We start from the raw sequence: 24,294 nt of genomic DNA on the forward strand, positions 1-24,294 counted from the left end.
CGTGGAAGTAACAACAAGAAAGAAACTATGGACAAAGGACTTTTTAATTGTCTCACTCATTAATTTTACCATTACGTTAATCTTTTATTTATTAATGGTTACGATTGCTGCTTATGCAGTAGAACATTTTAATGCATCTACAAGTACAGCCGGTCTTGTTTCGAGTATTTTTATTATCGGGACATTATTAGGGCGTCTTGGGACGGGCCGTATTATTGGGGATTGGGGAAGTAAGAAGACATTATTTTGTGGATTGCTTTTATTTATGCTGTCAACGATGTCCTATTTTATAGCAGGGAATTTACCTTTACTTATGCTGAATCGTTTAATACAGGGGATTGCCCTTGGGGTAGCAAGTACAGCAACGGGAACGATTATTGCACAGATTTTACCCCCTGAGCGACGCGGGGAAGGGATTGGTTATTATAGCTTAAGTGCCATTTTAGCCACAGCTATTGGACCATTTGTCGGTATTTTATTAACGCAGCTGTTTGAGGATTACCGCATGATTTTTGCTGTAGATTCAGTTTTAGCTATTATCTGCTTTTTCATGTATTTTATCGTAACAGTGCCAGATGCACCGAAGAAGGCGAAGGATGCGGCAGCGAAGGCTGGCTTTAAGGTGACGAACTTCATTGAATTGCGCGCTGTTCCGATTGCTTTTGTTGCACTAGTCATCGGTTTTGCGTATTCGGGCGTCATGTCCTTTATGACCTTTTATGCGAAGGAGCTTGATTTAGTATCAGCAGGCAGTTACTTCTTCATTATCTATGCTATCGTCATTTTAGCTACACGTCCATTTACAGGGAAATTACTGGATACAAGAGGCGCTAATATTATCATTTATCCATGTTTGGTGATTTTTGCTATAGGTATGTATGCATTTAGTTCAGCGTCAACAACGATTGCATTTTTAATTGCTGCAGCTTGTATCGGTATTGGCTATGGTAACTTTAACTCTGTTGCACAGGCTATTGCTATTAAAGTAACTCCGAATGAACGTTTAGGACTTGCGACATCTACTTACTTCATTTTTTATGATTTAGGATTGGGTGTCGGGCCTTATTTCTTAGGATTATTTGTTCCATCTGCGGGCTACAGAGCCATATTCTTTGCGATGGTCTTTGTCATTTTATTATCTATTATGCTTTATTATTTCTTACATGGTAAACATGAAAAATTGAAACAATCAAAAATTTTGTAGATTAGAATCATTATATTGTAGAAAAAACGTCTTTTTTCTAGTTGTTCGTAGAAAACAACTTAAAAATGACGTTTTTTTCTTTTTCAAAAAAATTATCTTGCATTAGAGGATGATAATCATTATCATCACAATATAAAACAAAATCGGGAGTAGGTACGAAGTATGAAAAACAAATCATTATTGTCAGTATTAGTAGCAGGAGGTATTCTAATGGCTGGCTGTGGTAATACAGAAGATACAAAAAAAGAAGATAAGTCTGAAACAGAGCAAACAGACAAAGTTGCACAAGAGGTTGATTTATCTTCTGAACTATCAGCCTATCAACAATTTGCATTAGAGCAAATGGATCAATTTTTACTAGAAACAGAGAAATTCGTGAATCTTGTTAAGGCTGGCGATATTGAAGGAGCAAAAGCTGCGTATGCACCAGCGCGTATGTATTTTGAACGTTCTGAACCAATTGCGGAAAGCTTTGGCGACCTAGATCCCCGTATTGATGGTCGTTTAGCTGATATACAGGAAGAAGGAAAAGGCGAAGAAGAATGGTCAGGCTATCATAAGCTTGAGCATGCGCTATGGGAAGAAAATACAACTAAAGGCTATGAGACTGTGGCTGACCAGCTACTTGCAGATGCCAAGGAATTACATGCCCTCGTACAAACAGTTGAAGTGACTCCTGATTTAATGATTACAGGTGCTGTTGATTTATTAAATGAAGTGTCAACATCTAAAATTACAGGTGAAGAAGAAATTTATTCACATACAGACCTGTATGATTTTAAAGCGAATATTGAAGGTGCTGAAAAAATCTTTGAAATTTTACGTTCAAAATTAGAAGCGAAAGATTCAACATTAGTCACAACACTTGATGAAAAATTCAAAGCGGTGGATGATTTATTAGCACAGCATGCAACTGCTAATGGTGGCTATGTTTCCTACGAGGAATTAACTGAGGACCATACAAAAGCGCTTGCGGCAGCGGTAAATCAGCTTGGAGAACCATTAAGTCAAATGGGAATCATTTTGGAGTGAACATAAATGACAGCGTCAAATGAAGAAAAATGGATGAATAAAAAAATCTCTAGACGTGATATGTTGAAACTGACTGGCATTGGGGTGGCAGGTGTTGCCATCGGTGCATCTGGTTTAGGTGGCGTGATGAAAGCAATGGGCTATGATGTTTTTGAGCCTGTTGCTGACAGTTCCACTGCGAGCAATAAGGTCAATTTCTACGGTAGCCATCAGTCAGGTATTGTAACACCAGTACAAACGAATATTTATTTTGCTTCTTTGGATGTGTTAGTGACATCTAAGAAGGAACTGCAAGAGTTGTTCCAGCAATGGACACCTCTTGTTGTGCGCTTAATGAATGGTGAAGTAATGGCTGATGTATCGTCGAATACGAGAGTACCGACAGGTGATACAGGTGAGGCAGAGGGTTTAGATGCTGCCAATTTATCAATTACTATTGGTGTTGGAGCTTCCTTATTCGATAAGCTTGGTATGCAGCATTTAAAGCCAGCGGAATTAAAGGATTTACCACATTTCCCAAAAGATCAGCTACAGAAAGAATATACAGGTGGTGATCTGTGTATTCAAGCCTGTGCAGATGATCCGCAGGTGGCATTCCATGCAGTCCGCAATTTAGTGCGTGCAGCGTCAGGGAAAGTGGAGATTAAATGGTCACAGGCTGGCTTTAACTCGTTTCCAGCAGGTGGTGGTACCCCTCGAAATCTCTTTGCGTTCAAGGACGGTACGGTGAACCCCTCCATTACAGATGAGAAGGATTTAAATAAGGTTGTTTGGGTGGATAAAGGCTGGCTAAAGGGAGGCTCTTATTTAGTTGCGCGTAAAGTTCAAATGCATCTTGAGACATGGGATCGTACATCTTTAAAAGATCAAGAGGCTACATTTGGTCGTTACCGTGATACTGGGGCACCGATGGGTAAAACAAAGGAATTTGATGATTTTGATGTAGAGGCGAAGGATGATAAAGGGAATTATATTATGCCTGATACATCACATGTTCATTTAGCTCGTAAATCAGGAGCTCGTATTTTGCGTAGATCTTATTCCTATGCATCAGGTGTAATGTCAAATACAGGCACTCATGATGCGGGGCTTATCTTTATTTCATTTCAAAAAGACCCAGCCCAATTTACGACGATTCAAAATAGCTTAGGGCGTATGGATAAAATGAATGAGTATATTACCCATCGAGGCAGTGCAGTGTTTGCTTGCTTCCCTGGTGTACAAAAGGGGAGTTATTTAGGTGAAGCACTTTTTAACGCGCTGTAGTATCGTGATTGCTTTAGTTCTAACTTTAGCTTTACCTGCACAAGCTGCCCAATCCTATAGTCATTTATATATTGCGATTAGTGACGCATTGATGAATACGAAGCAGGATAAAGAGGCAGAGGCAAAACAGGCACTAGGACAATTTGCTACAGACTGGGCTAAGGTTTCTTCTGAACAAAAAGAAGCGAAAGCAAAGGTTGATGAGATCCTTGCGCAAGCAACAGAGGCCAAGTCAAAGGATGACCGTTTAGAGGCACTTTCTGCCTTGTCGAATGCATTACGAGCTCTAGAAAAACTGGAAAATCCAGTAGATGAGGCTGCACAGCGAGCAGAGTTTGGGCAAAAGATGAAGCCTATTTTGGCAGACTTTGAAAAAGCATTAGCTAGTGGCGATGTTCAGGCTATAGATGGAGCCTACAAGGATTTTAATCTCAAATGGAATAAAAGTGAGCGACCTGTACGTGAGCAAAGTATTGCAATGTATGGGCAAATCGAAACACAGATGGCATTTCTACGAATCTCTATTTCTGCGGAAGAGCCGGATATCGCTTTAATGAAAACTCAATTTGCAGATTTACAACAAACGATTGCAGATTTTGTAGCGGGTAAAGAAACAGCTGAAGCGGTAGAAGGGGACTATTCATTAGCTACATTAATTGCTTATATTGATGAGGCATTGGACTTTGTAGGTGATGGTGATTATAAGGCAGCATCTAATAAGGTTCGGGAGTTTATTACGATTTGGCCACGAGTTGAAATAGAAATCTCAACTCGTAATGGTAGCCTTTATACAAAAATTGAAAGTGATATGCCCATTATCGCAAGTGATTTATTAAAATCCTCTGTCGATCAAGAGGCTATTACGAAAAAATTAAATACATTCCGTACCGAAATAGAGTTGATTCAAGGTGATTCAGATTATACAGTTTGGGATGCAGCGTTAATATTACTTCGAGAAGGGCTAGAGGCTTTACTCATTATATTAGCTCTTGTGTCATTTCTTAATAAATCAGGGCAGAAGAAAATGCGTAAATGGATTTATATCGGAGCGTTTGTGGGCGTTCTGTTATCAGCCGTTGCCGCAGTTCTTATGTCAACGATTTTAAATTCGGCTACAATTGATACGAATCGTGAATTAATGGAAGGCTATGTAGGCTTACTGGCTGCAGCGATGATGATTGGTGTAGGTATTTGGCTGCATAGTAAATCGAGTGTGGTCAGTTGGAATCGCTATATTTCGAAGCAAATGGGCAATGCCATTTCAAGTGGCTCTATTTTTGCTATGGCAGCGATTAGCTTCTTATCCGTTTTCCGAGAAGGGGCAGAAACGCTTGTCTTTTACGCGGGTATTGCACCGAAAATGACGACTTCTCAATTTATCCTTGGGATTGTCGTGGCACTCATTATCCTTGCCGTGCTTGCCATTGTGTTGTTTAAGGCTAGTGGCAAAATTCCTATTCATAAATTCTTTGCTGTCGCAACATGGCTCATTTATATATTAGCCTTTAAAATAATCGGTGTCAGTCTGCATACATTGCAGCTAACAAATAAGATTTCTACCACGATTGTCGATGGCTTACCTGTCATAAGCATGATTGGTTTTTATCCAACCGTAGAAACTATGATTGGGCAAGCGATTTTACTAGCATTGATCGTGGCAACGATCATTTATAAAAAGAAGCAAGCCTAAGTTTCTTTAGCAAACGTCTATGGCCGGAAAAGGATGTCTCTATGGAGGCATCCTTTTTTATTGCCAATGAGCTGGACGGTTAATATATGAGGGTAGTTTCGTAGTGTTGTCACCTTGTGCGGCATTGATTTGCATTTGTGTTAAAAATAAACTTGTCGATAAATCTGCACCGCGTAAATTCGTATCACGCATATCGGCCCCAATGAAATCTACCCCTTGTAAATTGGCTCCTTGTAAATTGGCAGCAATTAAATAGCCACCTCTTAAATCAGTAGCTCGCAAATCTTTCCCCTTTAAATTTTTACCCATCCAATCAGCACCACGCTGATTTAATTTGGGAGAAGTTTTCCCCTTTACTAGACGCTGTCGCATTTGTTCGCTAGTTTTTAAAAGGAGTGCATTTACCGGCATACGAATAGCAACCATGTCCAGTGCCAATAAACCATTTGCGTCAAGCTCCGTTGCCTGCTGTAGCTGCTCTAATTGTACGAGGAGCTGCTCATGGAGCGCATTGTCAACTTGATAGGATAGAGCTTCAGCTACATAAGCAATCATTTCATACAGCTGCTCCATAATTGGAAACACTTGAAACATCTTGTCAGCATGTTCTCGTGATTGGCGCCAATCTTGCCCTTTAAATGTCACTTGGGAAACTTGCTGACCAGCACCTAAGCAATCAAAAACAGTACAGCCTTTATAGCCGCTTTTTCTTAGCTTGCTATGGATTTGGCAGCTATAGTCCTCCTTTAAATTGGAGCATGGCTTACCTGCTGGTTTATCCATGGCAAAATCACTGGAAGCGACTATATTTAATGCTGTACAACATAACCCAAAACAGCTTTGGCAATCTGCCTGTAAGCTTTCTCGGATTGTCGTGCCAAACGATGTGTCTCTATTTGTTAGTTTAGACATCCTCTTTTTCCCTCTCTTACCTCATAAACTTAGCTATTAGTTTAGCACGTACATGCTAGCTTATGAAATAGGAAGACAACCATATTTTGAAAGACAGGTGCGATTATGGTATTCTTCTTCACAAGACGTTGTATAGAAAATTTAGAAAAGTAGTGGTGGTTGAACATGGGGTAACGGTGAAAGATTTATTGCAATTGCCTTCCTTTCGCGGGGCAGACGTTTTAACAGGTCGAGATAATCTGCATCGTACGGTCTCTTCTTTATCCGTTTTAGAAGTATCGAATGTTGATTTTTATTCGAAAATTATTAATCGTGTGCAAGAGGAATGGTATGCAGAAGAGCTGGTGATTAGCTCTTTTTATTCCATTCGAGATAGTGTAGAACAGCAATGTGAAACAATTCAGCATTTACACGATTTAGGAGAGCTGGGCCTTATCTTATATTATGTTGGTATCGTGTTGCCACATATACCAGAGGAAGTTCTCGCCTTAGCCGAATCTCAAGGGTTTATTATTATCTGTATGCCAAAGAATGATTATTCCCTCCGATATAATGAGGTTATTTATGAGGTTATGGAAGCGATTGTTAGTAACCAGGGTGTCAATGACCATTTTGTCAAGGAAACATTAGAGAAGGTATCCTTATTGCCTGAGCATTTAAGAAGTGTCGAAATTACATTGAAAATGCTTTCAGATCGTTTGAAAGCCAATATTCTGCTAACCAATAGTCATTTGGATATTATCAATCAAGTCATGTGGCCAAGAAATTCATCATTAGATGTGGTCCATGCTATCCATGAATGCTCACAATCACAAGTTTATCGTGAAACAGGTAAATTCGAGTTAAAACGAAGTGACATCTCATGTGTGATTGACTATAAAAGAGTGCATCAAAAAAATGGGGAGCCTCTCTTTTTATTCCTTATAAAGGAAAATACCGATTTACCTGCCAAGACAATTGAAAAGGTGAGTGAGGTTGTCCAAGTCGCGATTAATTTATGGGGAGACAAGCATGATGAGGTCAGCGAATATGCCTTAGTCAAAGCAATCATTAATGATGAAAGTGAAAAAATGAGAAGATTAGCCAATCTCCTTCATATTGATGTTTCTGCTATTCAAATGATGTGGCTAGTATATATGCATGATTTAGCAGATGAAAAAAGGATTCGAGATGAGTTAGAAGAGCAGCTGTCTAAGTACTATCAAACAAGAGTCATTCAATGTATTGACCATTGTATGATTGTGTTACTTGGGAATTGCCTATATAAGCACCATGAGTTTGAAATTACTGCTGAATATAATGAAACTACCAATTACGCTGGACAAATCGCAGAAATCGTCTATGCACCAAAAATGAAAAACACGAAGGCTGTTCGTCAGATGTATCAGTTGGTCAATCAGGTAGGGGATAAAGCCCACACAATATACCCCATGCGAAAATTGTTTACGGCAGCTGAGGTTCGTTCCATGAAACGAGCTATTGATGTAAGTAAGCAGGGGGAAGAAATGATTGAGGAATATTTATCAGTCATTGAACCCATTTTACATGATCATGATACATTACAGACATTGATTACCTTTTTATTAGATGCAAATGCAAGTGTGGAGCGCTGTGCGGAGCTACTTTATATTCATAAAAATACGGTAAAATATCGTATCAAAAAAATTAGTGAGCTGATTGGCACAGATGTGACCATTTACGCCGAATTTTATGATGTGTATATGGCTTGCATGCTCTATCGATTAATTAATGATTAGAATGATCTGGAATTTTGTCATTTTGAACAAAATTTCAGATTATTTTTTTTATTTACGCAAAAGACTCCCTTCTATGCTTTCTTTATAATTAAAAACATTCATCCATCACCCAAGTATAAGGAGGGAGTCACTTGAGAAATGACAACAATGTTCAATCGTGGTATAGCTTAGGGATTATTTGGGCTGGTGCCATGATATGTATTCCTAGTTTATTAGTAGGAAATGCACTCATTACAAGTATGAGTTTATCGAAGGCACTGGCTGTAGCATTTGTAGGCTACGCAATCGTCGTATTCATTATGATATTACAAGGAATGCAAAGTAGTGATTTAGGTAGGCCGACTGTTCATGTCGCTGGGCAAGTGTTCGGTAAAAAGGGCTCTCGTACTATTTTATCTATTATCCTAGCTATCGCTTGCTTAGGGTGGTTTGGTATTCAGGCTAATGTTTGTGGGGTTGCCTTAGCGAATTTGCTAGCAATCTATCACTTGAATATACCAGTTCCTCTAGCATCGTTCATAAGTGGTATGGTCATGGTTGTATCTGCTATTTATGGCATGAAAGTATTACGTACATTAAGCTATATTGCTGTCCCATTATTAGTCATTATTTGCGTATATGGTTTAGTTCAAACATTAGCTGGGGATCAGCTGGAGTTTATTCGTGCTTACCAACCACAAGGAAATATGAGCTTTATGGATGGGTTAGCAGTAACAATTGGCTCATTCGCATTAGGGGCAGTTATAGCGGGTGATTATTCTCAATTTTCCAAAAAACGTTCGGATGTTTTCAAGGCTGCTACGTTAGGAATTATTCCTGCTGGAGTGCTAATGATTGGCGTAGGGGCTATTTTAACAATTGCATATCAAACAAGTGACATTACCGCAGTCTTTTTGCATATTGCTACACCATTTATTGGCGGGGTTGGCTTGATTTTAGCCACTTGGAAAACCAATTTGGTCAATGCGATTTCAGGCGGTATTGCCTTAATTAATGTATTTGACGTAGCTAAAAACAAAGAGAGAATGGCGATTTTTGTTGCTGGGACAATTGGTACGATTTTAGCGGTCGTAGGGATTTTAAATTACTTCACACCGATTATGTCGATTCTATCCGCGATGATTCCACCTGTTGCAGGTGTCATGATTGCTTCCTATTGGGTCATCCATAAAGGTCGTAAAGATAGCTGGGTTGAGGTGGAAGGCGTTAATCGCTTAGGGGTGTTTTCTTGGCTAGTTGGGGCAGTGATTGCCTGTATGCCCGTTGTATTCTCCTTATTTCCTAAATTGCCGACATTACCTAATCAACCAATGATCGGCATTATTATTTCATTTGTTATTTATTATGTTGGGTATCGTGTATCCGTACAAAAAACTGTCATATTGGAGGAACATAGATGAGATATTTAGATCAAGCGGCTATTGAACATATAGCTATAGGTGCAGCATTTTTAGGAACTGGAGGTGGCGGAGATCCATATATCGGGAAATTAATGGCGCTTTCTGCCATTGAAAAAAATGGCCCTGTTCGGTTGTATTCCGTGGATGAAATTGATGATGAGGATTTTTTCATTCCCGCAGCTATGATGGGAGCACCATCGGTTTTAGTTGAAAAATTTCCTCGTGGCGACGAGTTCGTAAAGGTTTTCCAAAAGCTTGCGCAGTATTTAGGTAAGGATAAAATTGCTGGTACATACCCGATGGAAGCGGGTGGGGTCAATTCGATGATTCCGATTGTGGTAGCTGCACAGCTAGGTTTACCTTTGATTGATTGCGATGGTATGGGGCGCGCATTCCCAGAGTTGCAAATGGTGACGTTTAACTTAGATGGCATTTCGGCCACACCTATGGCCATCACAGATGAAAAGGGCAATATCGGCATTTTTGAAACGATTGATAATAAATGGACAGAGCGTATTGCTCGCTCTGCAACTGTTGAGATGGGAGCTAGCTCTTTAGTGAGCTTGTATCCAACAACCGGTGCTCAAATTAAGAAAAGTGGTGTGCATCATATTGTGACACTTTCAGAAAAAATTGGTGAAATTATTGCCTCTAAAGATCAAGAGGTGAACGATAAGCTAGCAAGCCTTTTAAAGCTTATTGCAGGGTACGAGTTATTTCAAGGGAAAATTGTCGATGTGATTCGTGAAACGAAGGGCGGCTTTAACTTAGGGAAAATGCTTCTAGAAGGAATTGATGGCTATAAAGATGATCAGATGAAGGTGCATTTCCAAAATGAAAACTTATTGGCAGAGAAGAACGATCAAGTTGTAGCGATGACACCAGATCTGATTTGTTTAGTCGATTATGAAACATTATTGCCTGTGACGACAGAAAGTTTAAAATACGGCAAACGTGTGCGCGTAATTGGTTTACCATCACATGAAAAATGGCGCACAGCAAAAGGGATAGAAACAGCAGGACCAAAATACTTTGGTTATGATTATGATTTCGTGCCAATTGAAGAATTGGTGAAAAAGGGGGTAGCTGAACATGTATAAAATTGGAATTGACGTAGGCGGAACAAATACAGATGCCATACTTTTAGATCATAATAGTCAGCTTATTTATAGTGTGAAGTCACCGACAAGTTTAGATATTAAATCAGGTATTGAACAATCATTACAGCAATTATTACAGGGGGCAAACATTGATAAAACGAAAATTACACATGCCATGCTAGGGACAACACAATGTACCAATGCCATTGTTGAACGTAAAAAACTAGCAAGGGTTGGTGTTATTCGACTGGGCTATCCAGCTACAGCCTCGGTTCTACCTTATACAGCTTGGCCATCCGATATGATTGATAAATTATCAGGAAATTATGCAATCGCACATGGAGGCTATGAATACGATGGCCAGTTATTGAGTGCGCTTGATCAGGAAGAGGTTACAAAGCTCTTAGAAGAATGGCGTGACCAAGTAGAATCAATTGCTATTGTAGGTGTCTTTTCATCTATTAAAAATGATCAAGAATTGCAGGTTCGTGACTGGATTCAAGCAATCTATGGTGAAGATTTCCCGGTTTCTTGCTCATCGTTAATTGGCTCTGTAGGCTTAATTGAACGTGAAAATGCCACGATTCTAAATGCAGCTCTATGCAAGGTTATCGAGACGACAACACAGGGCTTTATTCAGGCCCTTCAAGCGGAAGGCATTTTTAATGTAGAAGTGTACCTATGTCAGAATGACGGTACATTAATGTCCATCGACTATGCGAAGCAATTCCCAATCTTGACGATAGCTTGTGGGCCAACAAATAGTATTCGAGGTGCTTCGTATTTATCACAAATTCAAAATACAATGGTATTAGATGTAGGTGGTACGACGTCGGATATTGGCGTGTTACAAGATGGATTCCCCCGAGAATCTTCAGTCGCGGTGGAGGTAGGGGACATCCGCACTAACTTTAGAATGCCTGACATTATTTCAGTCGGACTAGGTGGCGGTAGTATCGTTCGAGTGAAGGATAATAAAATTACCGTTGGTCCAGATAGTGTCGGCTATAAAATTAGTGAAGAGGCATTAGTTTTTGGTGGGTCGACTATGACAACAACAGATATTGCCGTCCGTTTAGGTCTTGCAGAAGTAGGAGATCCAAATTTAGTGGCACATATTGATGAAGCATTTGCTAAAGCCGTTCAAGAAGAAATTTCTTCGTTACTAGAACAGGCCATTGATAAAATGAAAACATCGTCAGAGGATGTATCGCTTGTTTTAGTGGGCGGGGGTAGTATTATTGTGCCAGAAAAAATTCAAGGTGTTTCAACGATTGTCAAATCGGAATACGGCGGTGTGGCAAACGCCATTGGAGCATCCATTGCACAAATTAGTGGACAATACGAGCAAATTTATATTTATTCCAAAGAACCTCGTGAGGAATCTTTAGAAGACGCACAAAATAAAGCAGTAAAACAAGCTGTATTAGCAGGTGCCCTTGCGGAAACCATTGAATTGGTTGAAGTGGAAGAAACACCATTAGCCTATCATCCAGAAAACGCAACAAGATTAAAAGTAAAAGTAGTAGGGAAAATGATTTAGCGAAGAAGAGTCCTAAAGAGGGCTCTTCTTTTTTAATGCATTAAGAGGTCGAGTTGGACTAATCTTGTCGTTTATGTTTTTCATTAATAATTTTCTTGTTAAGAATGCTTACTCTGCCAACCATTAGTAACCTCATATCTTCTACAATATATTGAGCTAACGCTTCGTCAGATATGTCATCTCCTTCAATATCAAGGCGGAATCTTTGCCCTTGAATGCCCCCTCCATTTGTAAACTCAATGTCAAAATCAAATAGCACCCTTTTTTCCATTCCACTATCACCTTTCCTCCGTCTTCGTGTGCTCTCAATGTATTCTGATTTTACTAAATTGATGCGTGAAGACCCTATGCTATACAGGTTAATGGTTTCATCCTAACCAAATGAGGCTCTATCTTCTTTTTTCTTGTATTTGGCACTTGAAAATAAATAAGTCATAGTGTAATATCTGACTAGTACACTATGACACGAGGTGTTGAGCATGAAAAGTTTTGTAGGACTTTTAAAAAAAGAATGGGTACTTTACCGCTCTTGGTTTTTGATGGGGATATTTGCAGGCATTATGCTTTCCTGGATCGTTCCCTATGTATTGCATCAATTCGTTGATCTCTTTGCTCAAGAAAATCAGCTTGCATTTGCCTTTACGCTTCTCGTTCTTTTTGTAGGTGGATTTTATTCCGTCTTACAATTTTTAGGGAGTATGCGATTGGATATTAAAGCTAAGGAAAGTTGGCTCCATTCCACTAGCTCCATCACAAAGCTAATAGGAGCAAAGATAGCTTGTTCACTAATAGGGTATGCGCTTTTTAATACGCTCTTTGTGAGTTTTGCCATCTTTCATCTAAAAGAAGAGTTTATTGCAAATATTGGACAAATCGTTTTTGTTTTGGTAATAATTGTTATTATGTTAACCATTTTCCAATTTATGTTATTTGTTTTGCTGTTGTTCTTTTTAGCTTTTTACTTGCAATTGAAGCATGTGATTGGGCGTTTTTCCATTGTGTTGACGATGGTTGCTTTTGGCTTTACAACATCTGCTTGGGTACGAATAACGGAGAGTCATTTTTATGAAATGGTTTTCCAACGTGGCGCCATTTCGTTAAGCAAATTAGAACCGTTTTTACCCAAAGTAAGAGCGACAACAACGATGGAATGGAGGCTAGGCTCTATTTATGTTGTTGAAGAAGTTGCTTTCATTTTACTCATCGTGCTGCTCTTTTTAGCGGCATCCAAGTGGCTTGAAAAGGTGGTATTACGATGACGATGGATTTTTCACGTGATAAACCGATTTATAGTCAGCTTGTCGATCGGATATGCGGGGACATTTTGAAGGGGCAACTATTGCTTGGGGATCGACTGCCCTCTGTTCGAGAATATGCAGTCGAAACGGGTGTCAATGTAAATACGGTGCAACGAGTCTATAAGGAGTTAGAGGCAATGAATATAACGGAAACCAAACGAGGACAGGGCACATTCATTACGACCAATGAAGAACGCATTGAAGTATTACGAGAAGATATGAAAAATAAGTTAGCCGAAAGTTTTTTAACATCTATCGAGGCATTGGGGTTTTCTAAAGAAGAAATGCTCGTTGTTTTAGAAAATAAAGCGTGAGGTGAAGGAATGTTACAGCTATCGAATGTGTCTTTTCAGTATAAAAATAAGCCCATTTTACAGGATATATCCTTTTCCTTTCCTATTGGACAGATCATTGGGCTAGTTGGGGAAAATGGTAGTGGTAAATCTACACTTCTCAAAGTTTTAGCTGGCTTACTACGATCTTCAACTGGTGAAGTAGTATTAAATGGTCAACCTATTTCCCGACGTAGTGCGGACCAAATTGCTTATTTACCAGATACAGATTTGTTTTTTGATTATTATACGGGGGAACAGCTTTTTCAGCACTACGCCTCACAATTTGAAGACTTTTCCTATGATAAGGCTTGTATAGTAGCAGAATTTTTACAGGTGGATAAAAATACGAAGCTACGTCAATTATCAAAAGGGAATCGTGGTCGTATGAAAATGGCTGCTACACTGGGCCGAGAAGTTCCTTATTATTTAATGGATGAACCATTTGCTGGGCTAGATCCCATTGTGCGAGAGCAGCTCATTAAAGGTTTAATTCAATTTACGGACATTGAAAATCAAACGATTTTGCTGTCTACACATGAATTATATGAGGTTGAACCGATTTTAGATCAAATTATTTTATTAAAAGCTGGCTCTATCACAGCTTATGAAGACGTAGAGACATTACGTGATGTGACCAATAAAGATGCGGTTGAGTGGATGAAAGGTTTTTATCGTCATTCTACCAATGACACAGACCACAATAACTTTTAACGATAAAGGCTTAGGCGTAACAAAAAGAAAGGGTGAATAAATATGACAGAACCAATTGTTCAATTGCAAAATCTATCGAAGACCATTCATGGAAAGCAATTAATACAACAATTAAACATTGATTTATATCCAGGACAAATTACAGGTTTTTTAGGACCTAATGGGGCAGGGAAAACAACGACGATTCGTATGATGACAGGTCTCATGCATCCAACAGAGGGCAAGGTCATCATTGATGGGCTTTCGCTACAGGAGCATTATGAGGAAGCGATTAGCAAGGTTGGTGTGATTGTCGAAAATCCAGAAATGTATAAATTTATGTCAGGCTATAAAAATTTATTGCATTTTGCACGTATGCATAAAAATGTTACAAAAGAACGAATTATGGAGGTCGTTAAACAGGTTGGTCTAGAAAATCGTATCCATGAGAAGGTTTCAACGTATTCTCTTGGTATGCGTCAACGACTTGGGCTTGCTCAGGCGCTGTTACATCGACCAAAATTTCTAATATTAGATGAACCAACGAATGGTTTAGACCCAGCTGGTATTCGAGAATTCCGTATGTACCTTCGCAAAATTGCGGCAGAAGATAATGTTTCTGTTTTTGTATCTAGTCACTTATTATCTGAAATTGAGCTAATGTGTGATCGAGTAGCCGTAATTCAAAATGGTAAACTGATCGACATTCGTGAAATTCACAATGAAAGTACATCGTTCTACTATGTGGAAGCACAGCCACAAGAGCAGGTTTCTGCCCATCTGGCACAACATGATTACAAGTTTGAGGCAGTGAATCAGGGCTATGTAATTGAGTTGAAGAAAGAGGATGTTCCTGCATTGACGTTAGGGCTTGTGCAAGCAGGTATGCAGCTATTTGCCGTACAGCCACATCAGAAAACATTAGAGGATCAATTCTTAGAAATGACTGGAGGCGGACAAATTGCTGAAGCTAATTCAAAATGAATGGATGAAATTATGGCATAAAAAAGGGACGTGGGCAATGGTCGCTATGCTTGTCCTTGTCATTCTAGTTCCTGGTGGCATCATGAAATATTATGAGGGTAAATCATCAGATGAAGGATCATGGCAGGAGATAGAGCAGCAGTCTATCCAAAATAATAAGGCAATGCTAGCAGAGGAGGATATATCCGAGGAAGACAAAGCATTTTTTGAAGAGCGAATTGCTATTTCGGAGTACCGTTTAGCCCATGATGCGCCGAGTCAAAAAGATAACAGCCTTGCAAGCTTTATGTCCTTTACAAGCAATATGCTAACACTTGTTACGTTATTTACGGTTATTACAGCTGCAAGTATTGTATCTAGTGAATTTTCAACAGGTACCATTAAAATGCTGCTGACTCGTCCAATGTCCCGTGCGAAAGTGTTAACGTCTAAATTATTGACGACTTTTTTATTCGGTTTGTTTTTAGTTGCTGTAAACGTAGTCGTGAGTGCAATTGTAGGTTTAGTATTATTTGGGGTAGGTTCAGGTGTGGAATTAGAGATTGTCAATGGGCAGGTGGCTGAAAAGGCAGTATGGAATGATTTAGCCTATCATTACCTACTATCTGGCGGTGATTTTGTCATGTCGACATTATTTGCCTTTTTAGTCGGTTCAGTGTTCCGTTCTAGCTCATTAGCAATCGGCTTAACGATGTTCCTTTCATTTACAGGTGGCATGATCGTCATGTTCTTAAGTAGATACGACATTGTAAAATATATTTGGCTAACACATTCAGATTTAACTCAATATGAAAAAGATATGTTAATGGTTCCAGATATGACAATGCCATTCTCGCTAACTGTATTAGCTATTTACGCTGTAATTTTCCTAGTGATTAGTTATACATCCTTTATGAAACGAGACGTTACTGCATAATTTAAATAAGAACTGTGCCCTAATACTTTATTGGGGTACGTTTTTTTTTGCAGCAAGAATTATTAAAAAAGTATTTATTTTTTTTCAAATTGCGCCTATAATAATAGCAACTTAATGAAAACGCTTTTTTTTCATAAAAGTGGTCTAGACAACTATACCAAAGGGGGATAAAGAATGTTTGCTTTCTTACAAAAAATCGGTAAGTCACTTATGTTTCCAATCGCGACATTACCGGCAGCAGCCTTGCTTTTGCGTTTAGGTTCTGGGGATATGCTTGGTGCAGTACCGAATGAAGCAATCCAGTATATTGCTAGTATTATGGCCGCTTCTGGGAATGCTATACTAGGCAATTTACCTATTATTTTTGCGATTGGTATTGCGATGGGGTTAGCACATGATAGCAGTGGGGGAGCAGCTCTTGCGGGTGCGATTGCTCACCTCGTATTAATAGCCGTTTTAGGGACGGTTAATGAAGAATTAAATATGGGTGTGTTTGGCGGTATTATTGCCGGTATTACGGCAGGCTTACTGTATAACAAATATTATAATGTGAAATTTCCAGAATGGTTATCATTCTTTGGTGGACGACGGTTTGTACCAATTATTACGTCCATCACCATGGCGATTTTAGCGAGTATTTTAGCGATCGTTTGGGGACCAATTCAGGGCGGTATTGATGCTGTCGGCAATTGGATGATCGGTGCAGGATCACTTGGCGTTGGGATGTATGGTTTTTTCAACCGTCTGTTAATACCAGTTGGTCTTCACCATGTAATCAATACCGTTATTTGGTTTGATTTCGGGGAATTTACGAATGCCGCGGGAGAAATTGTGAAAGGGGATATCCATCGTTTCTTAGCAGGAGATCCAACCGCTGGACATTTCCAAGCTGGTTTCTTCCCAATTATGATGTTCGGTTTACCAGCGGCTTGTCTTGCGATGTATTTTACAGCGAAAAAAGAAAAACGCCCGATCGTCGGTGGGATGTTCGTATCTATCGCTTTAACTGCCTTTTTAACAGGTGTTACGGAGCCGATTGAATTTTCATTTATGTTCTTATCACCAGTTCTTTATGGTATCCATGCAGTACTAACAGGTATTTCGCTTGCGGTTGCCTATATGGTTGGGTTCCGTGATGGCTTTGGATTCTCAGCAGGGTTAATTGACTACTTGCTAAACTTAGGTTTGGCCGATAATCCATTACTGCTACTACCATTAGGTTTAGGCTTTGGGGCAATTTATTTTGTGGTCTTCTATTTCTTAATTAAAAAACTGGACTTAAAAACACCAGGACGTGAAGATGATGATGAAGAAGATGGAGAATCACATTCAGCTATTTCCGATGATATCGATTTACGTGCCTACTACACAATTGAAGCATTAGGTGGTAAAGATAATATTCAGCAAGTGGATTACTGCACGACTCGTTTACGTATGTCCGTACAGGATGCCAGTGCCGTGGATGAGAAAACATTGAAACAAACAGGTGCGCGAGGTGTTATGCGTATTAGTAAAACCAATGTACAAGTAATTATTGGAACATCTGTTGAGTTTTTAGCTGAGGCTATGAAAGAACGTCTGCAAAAAGGCAACCCAGCACCAGCTAATGCCCAGTTGCCGACGGAACAGCCTGTAGCGACAGTGGAAGTAAAAAATGAAGCAGCAACAACTTTCCATGATTTTGAAATGCCGATGACGGGAGATTTATTACCCTTATCAGAAGTACCGGATGAAGCATTCTCGGCTGGCCTGATGGGTCCTGGTTTTGGGATTCGTCCGACAGATGGAACTGTTTATGCACCGTTTGACGGTCAAGTGGTGATGATTTTCCCTACGAAGCATGCGATCGGTTTAAAATCTGATACAGGATTAGAATTATTAATTCATGTCGGATTAGATACTGTAACGCTTAATGGTGAAGGCTTTGACATACTTGTTTCAGATGGTCAAACAATTAAGCGTGGGGATGCATTATTAAAAGCAGACATCAAAAAAATTAAGGAACAAGTGCCTTCCATTATTACCCCTGTAGTTTTCACTAGCCTAATGGGGCAAGAGATTACGCTAGGAAAATCAGGTTTCCAAAGAGCAGGCTCTACCAATATTATTTCAATGAAAAAGTAACAATTCATAGGGCTGTTTGCGGAGGAATACATGGGCAATGATATTGCAAATGGAACCTTTTCAATAGCCCTTGTTCAAGAAGAGGAGATGTTTTTCTTGAGTTTAATAATTCGGAACATCACAGTGGTCAATGCTAGTGGTCGAGATGAACAGATGGATGTGTGGATGAAGGATGGCAAAATTGCTCAGATTGCCCATCATATTGAGGCGCAGGGCGTTGAACAATTAGATGGTTCAGGCAAGTTCTTATTGCCAGGATTTATTGATATGCATATTCACGGGTCTGCCCAAATGGATACAATGGATGCATCCGATGAAGGGTTACATATCATGGCCAAATCACTTTTAAAAGAAGGTACAACCAGTTTTTTAGCAACTACGATGACACAAAGCTTTGACAATATCGAACGGGCCATCACCAATGTGGCACAATTCCAGCCAAAGCCAGATGAAGCGGAAGTACTAGGTCTTCATATTGAAGGACCTTTCGTATCGAAGCAGCGGGCAGGAGCTCAGCCACTTGATTATATTGTCCAGCCAGATGTAGAAATTATTACAAAATGGCAAGCATTAAGTGGTCAAAAAATTAAACAAATTACGCTAGCACCTGAAGAACCTAATGGAATGACAGCTGTCCAAAGCCTTTCTGAAAGCGGAATTATTGTATCAATTGGTCATTCCGATGCTACATTTGATCAAATACAAGAAGCTGTTCAATTAGGTGCATCACAGGGGACTCATTTATACAATCAAATGCGCCCATTCCATCATCGTGATCCTGGTGTGGTCGGTGGTGTTTTGCTTTTAGATGCCATAAAGGCTGAACTGATTGTTGATTTTATTCATATGCATGAAGGAGCTGTGGAAATGGCTTATCGCTTGAAGGGGGCAGACGGAATTATTTTAATAACGGATGCGATGCGAGCGAAGGGTATGCCATACGGTGAATATGATTTAGGTGGTCAATTGGTGCATGTGACAGAATCAGGAGCCCATTTATCGAACGGTTCACTGGCAGGTAGTATTTTAACAATGGATCAAGCTGTACGAAATATGCATCAGATTACCAATTGTACATTGGAGGAGCTTGTGAAAATGTCCAGCTATAATGCCGCTCAGCAATTAAAATTAACGAACAAAGGGCAGCTTATAGAAGGATATGATGCGGATGCGGTGATTGTGGATGAACATTTACTGCTACATCAAACGATTAAAGCTGGCCAAATCAATATGCATGCAAACAATTAGTAAGAAACGTTTGAAATGAAAAGGTGATAGATCATGAATACCTATTTTCAACAAGTCAATCGCTATTTAACAATGGTGGCACAACAAGAAAATGAACAAATTAACCATGTAGCAAAGTTAATCGTCAAACGTCTCGTACAGGGAGGCATTATCCAGTTATTTGGTTCAGGCCATTCCATGTTATTAGCACAAGAATGTTATTTCAGGGCTGGTGGCTTAGTCCCTGTCAAACCGATACACATTGAATCCTTAATGCTACATCAGGGAGCACGGCAATCTTCACAAAATGAAAAGAAGCAATCATTTTTAGCCTCCTATAAGGATCAGCTACAGTTTGATGACAAAGATGTTTGTATCGTTATTTCAACATCTGCCAACAATCCAGTCCCTATTGATATGGCGATCTACGCAAAAGAAGCAGGTGCGCATACGATCTCACTGCAATCATTGGCCTATCAACATCAGCCATCACGCCATCCTACAGGCAAACGTTTAGAGGATATCGTAGATGACGTTTTAAATACGCATGTCCCGTTAGGGGATGGGGTTTTAACAGTTGATGAGTTGCAATATGGACCTGTATCTACAGTGTTAGGTGCAGCGCTATTAAATGCTCTATTCGCCCGAATCATTGAAGTTCTGCATGAACAAGGCGCCAGCTTACCAGTGTTTGCTAGCAGTAACCTAGGCAACACCAATAATGACGAGCTCATTGATCAATATGGTCAGCGCATTCATTTTTAAGTCTTTAGGAAAAGGAGGATATGTGGTGAACATAGAAAGATTTGATTCAAAAGAAGATTTATATGCACGTGCAGTAGCCATCATAACAGATGCTAAAAATAATGGGTCCACAACGTTCGGGCTAGCTACTGGTGGGACGATGGAACCGTTGTATGCTAAAATCTGTAAAACGGATATTGATTTTTCGAATTGCATTAGCTTTAATTTGGATGAATATGTAGGGCTTGAAGCTAACCATGAGCAAAGCTATGCCTATTATATGCATCAGCATTTATTTCACGAAAAACCATTCCAGGTATCTTATTTACCAAATGGCTTAGCAGCTGATCCTTTAGAGGAAGCAGCTCGCTATGAGGCACTATTACAACAACATTCCTTAGACTTTCAATTGCTGGGTATCGGACAAAATGGACATATTGGTTTTAATGAACCAGGCACACCATTTGAATCCTTGACACATCTTGTGACATTGGAAGAATCGACTCGTCACGCCAATGCTCGCTTCTTCTCATCGATTGATGAAGTTCCCACGCAAGCGTTCACTATGGGGATTCAATCTATAATGCGTGCAAAATGCATTTTGTTACTAGCAGTGGGAGAAACTAAGCGTGAGGTGTTAGAACGTGTGCTGGCCTCTGATTATACGGAGGAAATTCCAGCAAGTGTTTTATCCAGACATCCAAATGTCATCATTTTAACAGACTTACAAGTAGAGGAGAATAAATAATGAAAACACAACAATTTACAGTAATCGATCCTTTAGGAATTCATGCACGTCCAGCGAGCCAGCTTGTGGCAAAGGCTACGCCATTCACTTCCGCTATCGAAGTGCGTACGGAAGAAAAAGCAGCAAATTTAAAATCTATTCTTGGCGTAATGGGATTAGCATTAAAGCAAGGTTCTCAATTTACACTTTATGTAGAGGGGGAAGATGAAGAGCAAGCATTTGAGGCATTAGCAACATCATTGACAGAAATGGGGCTTGCACAATGACACATCTCACTGGTATTGCCGCTTCAGACGGCATTGCCATTGCTAAAGCGTATCGTTTTGTACAACCGGATTTAACATTTAGCCAAACAACAGTTCAAGATGTTCAGGCGGAGCAGCAACGTTTAGCCGCCGCCCTTGCCAAAACGGAGCAAGAGTTAGTGGCGATCAAACAGCAAACATTAAAAAAATTCAGTGCCGAGGAAGCAGCCATTTTTGATGCGCATTTATTAGTGGTGAATGACCCAGAATTAATTGGGCCTATTAATCAAAAAATAGCTGACGAAGGGGTCAATGCAGAGTTTGCCTTACATGAAGTTTCATCAATGTTTGTGGCATTATTTGAAAGTATGGATGATGAATACATGAGTGCACGTGCATCCGATATTAAAGATGTGACAAACCGCATGTTAGCACATTTACTCGGTGTACATATTCCAAACCCAAGTAATATTAGTGAACAGGTGATTATTGTAGCCAATGATTTGACTCCTTCAGAGACGGCTCAATTGGATCGTAACTTTGTTCTTGGCTTTATTACTGATATTGGGGGCCGTACCTCTCATTCAGCGATTATGGCCCGTTCGTTAGAGATTCCTGCAGTAGTTGGAACTGGAGCAGCAACTACGACTATTCAAGATGGAGATTTATTAATCGTGGATGGTTTATCAGGTCAAGTGCTTATTAATCCCACGGCAGATGTAATTGCCAGCTATCAAGAAAAAGCGCAAAGCTGTCATACTAAACAAGCGGAATGGTCAACTTTAGTAAACGAACAAACGGTGTCTCAAGACGGTGTACATGTAGAGCTAGCCGCTAATATTGGCTCTCCAGGCGATTTGGAGGGCGTGTTGCGTCACGGGGCTGAAGGAATTGGCTTATATCGAACAGAGTTTTTATATATGGGTCGAGAAAATCTGCCATCTGAGGATGAGCAATTTACAGCTTATAAGACAGTTCTTGAAGGAATGCAAGGTAAGCCTGTGGTCATTCGAACACTAGATATTGGTGGAGACAAACATTTGCCGTATTTACCGCTACAAGAAGAAATGAATCCATTCCTTGGTCATCGTGCCATTCGTCTATGCTTGGATCAACAGGAATTATTCCGTACGCAATTGCGCGCATTACTAAAAGCATCTGTATATGGCAATCTGAAAATTATGTTCCCAATGATTGCGACTATACAAGAGTTCCGAGATGCCAAAGCTATTTTGTTAGAAGAGCAAGAAAAGCTAGTAGCAGCAGGGAAGGAAGTAAGTGCTGACATTGAAATTGGCATGATGGTGGAAATTCCTGCTACAGCAGTGATGGCTGATGTTTTTGCTAAGGAAGTTGACTTTTTCTCCATTGGAACGAATGATTTAATTCAATATACAATGGCTGCAGATCGTATGAATGAAAAAGTATCTTATTTATATCAGCCTTATAATCCAGCTATTTTACGCTTGATTCAAATGGTCATTCATGCCGCCCATCAAGAACAGAAATGGGTAGGGATGTGTGGAGAGATGGCAGGCGATGAGCTAGCAGTTCCTTTATTGCTTGGCTTAGGCTTAGATGAATTTTCAATGAGCGCAACATCCATTTTAAAAACACGTTCTTTATTGAAGCGCCTGTCTGTAAAGGACATGCAAGCTTTAGCGGCTGAGGCATTACAATGTGCAACAGCTGAAGAAGTTATGGAAAAAGTAAAGCATGCAGTAAAATAACTTTATGCTCAAAACTATCTTTAAGGTGGTTCAGGCTGTAGATGAACTCAAAAAATTTTGAGTTGTCTACAGTCTTTTTTCATTTCGATGAAATAGGACGAAGAAGATCAAGCATTAACTCAATAGCTTTCTTTTGGAATATGTTTCAATGTCTTACCATATTGCGACTCAATAAATAATTTTACAGATTCATCTCTGTTCAACAAAATTCCATCTAAATCAAATAATACTGCTTTTATTCCCATGCAATAAAACCTCCGCCTTCATAAAAGAAGCTAGGAGAAAAAGTAAAGTAGTTGAAGTGCTCTTCAACTACTTTTTATTGAAATTACATATGCTTTGAAATAAGTTGTTGGAGTTTTTCTGGAAGCGTCGGTAAATCGTGCATCGTAATTGTTGTTCGAACGTAGCTTTCATCCATCTCTAAAGCCTCTGCGAAGAAGCTCCCAATGCCTCTTACTTTGCGGTCAATTTGTAAAAGAATTTCTGCTGAATGATTGGACTGGGACAGGAAGACCATTTCAAGTTCATCTAGATGACCTCTAAAGGAGCCTGTTGGTACAAATTCAAACTCCTGTACAAATGGATAATACCCACGGAAGCGAGCTGGGGCTTGCTCACATTCTGCTTCTCGTAAACGAAAACCTAATCGACCTATAGCATCAAGTATTTGCGCTGCGAGGGTTGTTGGCTGGACACGAATATAATCTTTGTCACTTGGGTCAACGGCGTTTTTAATATCGAGTCCAGTTTGAATCCAGACCTGCGTTTTACCCGCACTAATCGGTGTTTCAAATGGCAGTGTCAACGAAATGGGAATGACCTTTTCTTCACTAGAAGCTAGTGTAAAAGGCTCTGTCACTTTGACTTTTTGTAGAGTGGCCACCTCTGTATGTTTATGATCATTTGACTCTCGTATATATGTCGTATTAATAGACAGATAGATGGAATCCACTTGTTGTTCAACTTGACCGCCACGCACGATGATTTCCCCGCGCATGACTTCTCCAGCTTGATAAGTATCCTTTTCCAACCTTGTATCGACCGTTGCTGAACCTATCCCAAAACTTGCTAGTGCTTTATGAAAAAAAGACATTCTTACATTCCTCCTACTGACATTGTTAGCTATACATACGCACAGTTTGAAAAAAGGTTTCAAGACTCGTAAATTTTCACCATACTAATTGAAAATCGAAAAGGGATGCAGTACCTCAAACGGAAGGACCGCTCTCCGTGAAGATTCGAATTAAAGCTTCTACCAACAAAAAGACATACTTTGATCACATCATCGTCTTCTAAAAACAGGAGAGTCGATTTCTGCATCATTTATTCATATTTAACCTTTATAC

22 protein-coding genes and 1 pseudogene are annotated in these 24,294 nt (G+C 39.7%); 19 read left to right on the plus strand and 4 right to left on the minus strand.

Annotation, left to right across the window (positions count from 1 at the left end; translation table 11 throughout):
* The first annotated feature begins 1 nt into the window (after nt 1).
* The 4 genes from MKY88_RS08980 (at nt 2) to MKY88_RS08995 (ending at nt 5,192) form a co-directional block, all read left to right on the plus strand.
* On the plus strand, nt 2-1,204 hold the full coding sequence (locus tag MKY88_RS08980; RefSeq protein WP_328201974.1) for an MFS transporter: 1,203 nt from the start codon (nt 2-4) through the stop codon (nt 1,202-1,204).
* Between the two features lie 162 nt (nt 1,205-1,366).
* Complete coding sequence (efeO, locus tag MKY88_RS08985) at nt 1,367-2,236, plus strand: iron uptake system protein EfeO (protein WP_193831611.1); 870 nt, start codon at nt 1,367-1,369, stop codon at nt 2,234-2,236.
* 6 nt (nt 2,237-2,242) lie between these two features.
* A complete protein-coding gene (efeB, locus tag MKY88_RS08990; RefSeq protein ID WP_328201971.1) occupies nt 2,243-3,502 on the plus strand; it encodes an iron uptake transporter deferrochelatase/peroxidase subunit in 1,260 nt (419 codons plus the stop codon).
* Complete coding sequence (locus MKY88_RS08995) at nt 3,477-5,192, plus strand: FTR1 family protein (protein WP_193831613.1); 1,716 nt, start codon at nt 3,477-3,479, stop codon at nt 5,190-5,192. Before efeB ends, MKY88_RS08995 begins: the two co-directional genes overlap by 26 nt.
* Nucleotides 5,193-5,249: 57 nt before the next feature.
* Here MKY88_RS08995 and MKY88_RS09000 read toward each other — a convergent pair whose 3' ends face one another.
* A complete protein-coding gene (locus tag MKY88_RS09000) occupies nt 5,250-6,104 on the minus strand; it encodes a pentapeptide repeat-containing protein (RefSeq protein ID WP_193831614.1) in 855 nt (284 codons plus the stop codon).
* Nucleotides 6,105-6,280: 176 nt separating this feature from the next.
* On the opposite strand from MKY88_RS09000, the gene MKY88_RS09005 reads away from it, so the two are divergent.
* The 4 genes from MKY88_RS09005 (at nt 6,281) to MKY88_RS09020 (ending at nt 11,904) form a co-directional block, all read left to right on the plus strand.
* Nucleotides 6,281-7,861, plus strand: a complete 1,581-nt coding sequence (locus tag MKY88_RS09005; RefSeq protein ID WP_328201967.1) for a PucR family transcriptional regulator — start codon at nt 6,281-6,283, stop codon at nt 7,859-7,861.
* A gap of 131 nt (nt 7,862-7,992) precedes the next feature.
* Nucleotides 7,993-9,261 (plus strand): cytosine permease, encoded by a 1,269-nt coding sequence (locus MKY88_RS09010; RefSeq protein ID WP_328201966.1) that lies wholly within the window; start codon nt 7,993-7,995, stop codon nt 9,259-9,261.
* Nucleotides 9,258-10,361, plus strand: coding sequence for a DUF917 domain-containing protein (locus tag MKY88_RS09015; protein WP_069480956.1), 1,104 nt, complete (start codon nt 9,258-9,260; stop codon nt 10,359-10,361). The genes MKY88_RS09010 and MKY88_RS09015 overlap by 4 nt, the downstream gene beginning before the upstream one ends.
* Nucleotides 10,354-11,904: a hydantoinase/oxoprolinase family protein gene (locus MKY88_RS09020; RefSeq protein ID WP_328201965.1), complete on the plus strand. Its 1,551-nt coding sequence runs from the start codon at nt 10,354-10,356 to the stop codon at nt 11,902-11,904. Before MKY88_RS09015 ends, MKY88_RS09020 begins: the two co-directional genes overlap by 8 nt.
* Before the next feature lie 58 nt (nt 11,905-11,962).
* On the opposite strand, the gene MKY88_RS09025 is transcribed toward MKY88_RS09020, so the two are convergent.
* Nucleotides 11,963-12,175 carry a cyclase gene (locus MKY88_RS09025; RefSeq protein ID WP_069480958.1) on the minus strand — a complete coding sequence of 71 codons (213 nt, stop codon included), beginning with the start codon at nt 12,173-12,175 and terminating at the stop codon, nt 11,963-11,965.
* A gap of 208 nt (nt 12,176-12,383) precedes the next feature.
* On the opposite strand from MKY88_RS09025, the gene MKY88_RS09030 reads away from it, so the two are divergent.
* The 11 genes from MKY88_RS09030 to ptsP all read left to right on the plus strand — a co-directional run bounded on the left by MKY88_RS09030 (nt 12,384) and on the right by ptsP (nt 22,945).
* Nucleotides 12,384-13,163 carry a hypothetical protein gene (locus MKY88_RS09030; protein ID WP_328201963.1) on the plus strand — a complete coding sequence of 260 codons (780 nt, stop codon included), beginning with the start codon at nt 12,384-12,386 and terminating at the stop codon, nt 13,161-13,163.
* Nucleotides 13,160-13,516: a GntR family transcriptional regulator gene (locus tag MKY88_RS09035; protein WP_258268392.1), complete on the plus strand. Its 357-nt coding sequence runs from the start codon at nt 13,160-13,162 to the stop codon at nt 13,514-13,516. Before MKY88_RS09030 ends, MKY88_RS09035 begins: the two co-directional genes overlap by 4 nt.
* A gap of 9 nt (nt 13,517-13,525) precedes the next feature.
* Nucleotides 13,526-14,248: an ABC transporter ATP-binding protein gene (locus tag MKY88_RS09040; RefSeq protein ID WP_328201958.1), complete on the plus strand. Its 723-nt coding sequence runs from the start codon at nt 13,526-13,528 to the stop codon at nt 14,246-14,248.
* Nucleotides 14,249-14,290: 42 nt separating this feature from the next.
* Complete coding sequence (locus tag MKY88_RS09045) at nt 14,291-15,211, plus strand: ABC transporter ATP-binding protein (protein ID WP_025114913.1); 921 nt, start codon at nt 14,291-14,293, stop codon at nt 15,209-15,211.
* Entirely contained in the window at nt 15,189-16,127 is a 939-nt protein-coding gene (locus MKY88_RS09050; RefSeq protein ID WP_069480963.1) for an ABC transporter permease, read from the plus strand. Before MKY88_RS09045 ends, MKY88_RS09050 begins: the two co-directional genes overlap by 23 nt.
* 174 nt (nt 16,128-16,301) lie before the next feature.
* Nucleotides 16,302-18,251: an N-acetylglucosamine-specific PTS transporter subunit IIBC gene (gene nagE / locus MKY88_RS09055; protein WP_340813452.1), complete on the plus strand. Its 1,950-nt coding sequence runs from the start codon at nt 16,302-16,304 to the stop codon at nt 18,249-18,251.
* Between the two features lie 96 nt (nt 18,252-18,347).
* A complete protein-coding gene (gene nagA, locus MKY88_RS09060) occupies nt 18,348-19,499 on the plus strand; it encodes an N-acetylglucosamine-6-phosphate deacetylase (protein ID WP_193833635.1) in 1,152 nt (383 codons plus the stop codon).
* A 33-nt stretch (nt 19,500-19,532) separates the two neighbouring features.
* Nucleotides 19,533-20,243 (plus strand): sugar isomerase domain-containing protein, encoded by a 711-nt coding sequence (locus tag MKY88_RS09065; RefSeq protein ID WP_193831621.1) that lies wholly within the window; start codon nt 19,533-19,535, stop codon nt 20,241-20,243.
* On the plus strand, nt 20,221-20,970 hold the full coding sequence (locus MKY88_RS09070; protein ID WP_204162653.1) for a glucosamine-6-phosphate deaminase: 750 nt from the start codon (nt 20,221-20,223) through the stop codon (nt 20,968-20,970). Before MKY88_RS09065 ends, MKY88_RS09070 begins: the two co-directional genes overlap by 23 nt.
* On the plus strand, nt 20,970-21,236 hold the full coding sequence (locus MKY88_RS09075; protein ID WP_193831623.1) for an HPr family phosphocarrier protein: 267 nt from the start codon (nt 20,970-20,972) through the stop codon (nt 21,234-21,236). Before MKY88_RS09070 ends, MKY88_RS09075 begins: the two co-directional genes overlap by 1 nt.
* Nucleotides 21,233-22,945 (plus strand): phosphoenolpyruvate--protein phosphotransferase, encoded by a 1,713-nt coding sequence (gene ptsP / locus MKY88_RS09080; protein WP_340813453.1) that lies wholly within the window; start codon nt 21,233-21,235, stop codon nt 22,943-22,945. Before MKY88_RS09075 ends, ptsP begins: the two co-directional genes overlap by 4 nt.
* Before the next feature lie 122 nt (nt 22,946-23,067).
* Here ptsP and MKY88_RS09085 read toward each other — a convergent pair.
* Nucleotides 23,068-23,190, minus strand: a pseudogene (locus MKY88_RS09085) (HAD family hydrolase); the annotation flags it as partial.
* 83 nt (nt 23,191-23,273) lie between these two features.
* Nucleotides 23,274-24,041 carry a sporulation protein gene (locus MKY88_RS09090; protein WP_193831625.1) on the minus strand — a complete coding sequence of 256 codons (768 nt, stop codon included), beginning with the start codon at nt 24,039-24,041 and terminating at the stop codon, nt 23,274-23,276.
* Nucleotides 24,042-24,294 lie beyond the last annotated feature (253 nt).

Origin of the sequence: Lysinibacillus sp. FSL R7-0073, assembly GCF_038009065.1 — a bacterium.
Classification (GTDB): Bacteria; Bacillota; Bacilli; order Bacillales_A; family Planococcaceae; genus Lysinibacillus; species Lysinibacillus fusiformis.

Excerpts from the sequence above, each read along its gene's own strand:
- efeO (WP_193831611.1), top strand. The coding sequence starts at position 1,367 with ATGAAAAACAAATCATTATTGTCAGTATTAGTAGCAGGAGGTATTCTA.
- efeB (WP_328201971.1), top strand. The coding sequence starts at position 2,243 with ATGACAGCGTCAAATGAAGAAAAATGGATGAATAAAAAAATCTCTAGA.
- MKY88_RS09000 (WP_193831614.1), bottom strand. The coding sequence starts at position 6,104 with ATGTCTAAACTAACAAATAGAGACACATCGTTTGGCACGACAATCCGA.
- MKY88_RS09015 (WP_069480956.1), top strand. The coding sequence starts at position 9,258 with ATGAGATATTTAGATCAAGCGGCTATTGAACATATAGCTATAGGTGCA.
- MKY88_RS09020 (WP_328201965.1), top strand. The coding sequence starts at position 10,354 with ATGTATAAAATTGGAATTGACGTAGGCGGAACAAATACAGATGCCATA.
- MKY88_RS09025 (WP_069480958.1), bottom strand. The coding sequence starts at position 12,175 with ATGGAAAAAAGGGTGCTATTTGATTTTGACATTGAGTTTACAAATGGA.
- MKY88_RS09030 (WP_328201963.1), top strand. The coding sequence starts at position 12,384 with ATGAAAAGTTTTGTAGGACTTTTAAAAAAAGAATGGGTACTTTACCGC.
- MKY88_RS09035 (WP_258268392.1), top strand. The coding sequence starts at position 13,160 with ATGACGATGGATTTTTCACGTGATAAACCGATTTATAGTCAGCTTGTC.
- MKY88_RS09040 (WP_328201958.1), top strand. The coding sequence starts at position 13,526 with ATGTTACAGCTATCGAATGTGTCTTTTCAGTATAAAAATAAGCCCATT.
- MKY88_RS09045 (WP_025114913.1), top strand. The coding sequence starts at position 14,291 with ATGACAGAACCAATTGTTCAATTGCAAAATCTATCGAAGACCATTCAT.
- nagE (WP_340813452.1), top strand. The coding sequence starts at position 16,302 with ATGTTTGCTTTCTTACAAAAAATCGGTAAGTCACTTATGTTTCCAATC.
- MKY88_RS09065 (WP_193831621.1), top strand. The coding sequence starts at position 19,533 with ATGAATACCTATTTTCAACAAGTCAATCGCTATTTAACAATGGTGGCA.
- MKY88_RS09070 (WP_204162653.1), top strand. The coding sequence starts at position 20,221 with ATGGTCAGCGCATTCATTTTTAAGTCTTTAGGAAAAGGAGGATATGTG.
- MKY88_RS09075 (WP_193831623.1), top strand. The coding sequence starts at position 20,970 with ATGAAAACACAACAATTTACAGTAATCGATCCTTTAGGAATTCATGCA.
- ptsP (WP_340813453.1), top strand. The coding sequence starts at position 21,233 with ATGACACATCTCACTGGTATTGCCGCTTCAGACGGCATTGCCATTGCT.
- MKY88_RS09090 (WP_193831625.1), bottom strand. The coding sequence starts at position 24,041 with ATGTCTTTTTTTCATAAAGCACTAGCAAGTTTTGGGATAGGTTCAGCA.